Origin of the sequence: Zafaria cholistanensis, assembly GCF_008580665.1 — a bacterium.
GTDB classification, from domain to species: domain Bacteria; phylum Actinomycetota; class Actinomycetes; order Actinomycetales; family Micrococcaceae; genus Zafaria; species Zafaria cholistanensis.
The window spans coordinates 1-1,231 of record NZ_BKDJ01000036.1; the positions used below are offsets into that span (position 1 = coordinate 1).

The 1,231-nt window shown below is 73.4% G+C and carries 1 protein-coding gene; it reads right to left on the reverse strand.

Annotated elements, in window-relative coordinates; genetic code table 11:
- Positions 1–139: 139 nt before the first annotated feature.
- Positions 140–1,231: 2-oxoglutarate dehydrogenase, E2 component, dihydrolipoamide succinyltransferase (sucB, locus tag NCCP_RS14780; RefSeq protein WP_149958048.1), on the reverse strand; the 1,092-nt coding region annotated here is incomplete at its 5' end.

Sequence of the window (1,231 nt, forward strand, 5' to 3'; positions counted from 1 at the left end):
CGCCCCTTCCGTGCGGAAGGGGCGGGCCGCCGTTGCCGTGCGGCCGCTGCGCGGCAGCGGAGCCGGGCCGGTCCCGGGGGGCCGGCCCTCGAGCCTTGTCCCTGTGCCTCCTCCTGGAGGCAGGTCCTGGAGGCCGGTCCTAGAGGCCGAGGTCGGCCTCGAAGGCGCCCTCCTCCAGGCGCGCCCGCAGGGTCTGCAGGAAGCGGCCGGCGTCGGCGCCGTCGACCAGGCGGTGGTCGTAGGTCAGCGACAGGTACATCATGTGGCGGATCGCGATCGTGTCATCGCCCTCGGCATCGGTCACCACGACGGCGCGCTTGACGATCGCGCCGGTGCCCAGGATGGCCACGTTGGGCTGGTTGATGACCGGGGTGTCGAACAGTGCGCCCACCGAGCCGATGTTGGTGATGGAGAACGTGCCGCCGGACAGCTCGTCCGGACCGATCTTGTTGCTGCGCGTGCGCGCGGCAACATCGGCGATCTTCGCGGCCATGCCGGCCAGGTTCAGGTCGCCCGCGTTGGAGACGACCGGCACCAGCAGGCCCTTCTCGGTGTCCACCGCAATCGCCAGGTGCTCGGCGTTGTGGTAGGTGATCTCCTGGGTTTCCTCGTTGTACTCGGCGTTCAGCTTCGGGTGCTGCTTCAGCGCCTCGGCCACGGCCTTGGCAATGAACGGCAGGAACGTCAGCTTGGTGCCGTTGGTGGCGGCGAACTGGTCCTTCGCGGCGGCGCGCAGCTTGGCGATACGGGTCATGTCGACCTCGTGCACCTGGGTGAGCTGGGCGGAGATGTCCAGCGACTCGCGCATGCGGCGGGCGATGACCTGGCGGATCCGGGGAGCCTTCTCCACGGTACCGCGCAGCGTGGAAGCGGCGCCGGCCGGTGCGGCCTTCGAGGCCTTGGGGGCCGGTGCGGCCGGTGCGGCGGGGGCCGCAGGTGCGGCCGGTGCGGCCTTCGCGGCGGCGTCCAGGACATCCTGCTTGCGGATGCGCCCGCCAATGCCGGTGCCGGTGACGGTGGACAGGTCGACGCCGTTCTGCGCGGCCAGGCGGCGCACCAGGGGGGTGACGTAGCCTTCGGCCCCGCCGGCGGCCGGTGCCTCGGCCGGAGCCTGGGCGGGGGCGGCCTCGGGGGCCGGTGCGGCCTCGGGGGCCGGAGCGGCCTGCGGTGCCGGTGCGGCCTGCGGTGCCGGAGCCTCCGCGGGCGCGGCCTGCGGTGCCGGAGCGGGGGC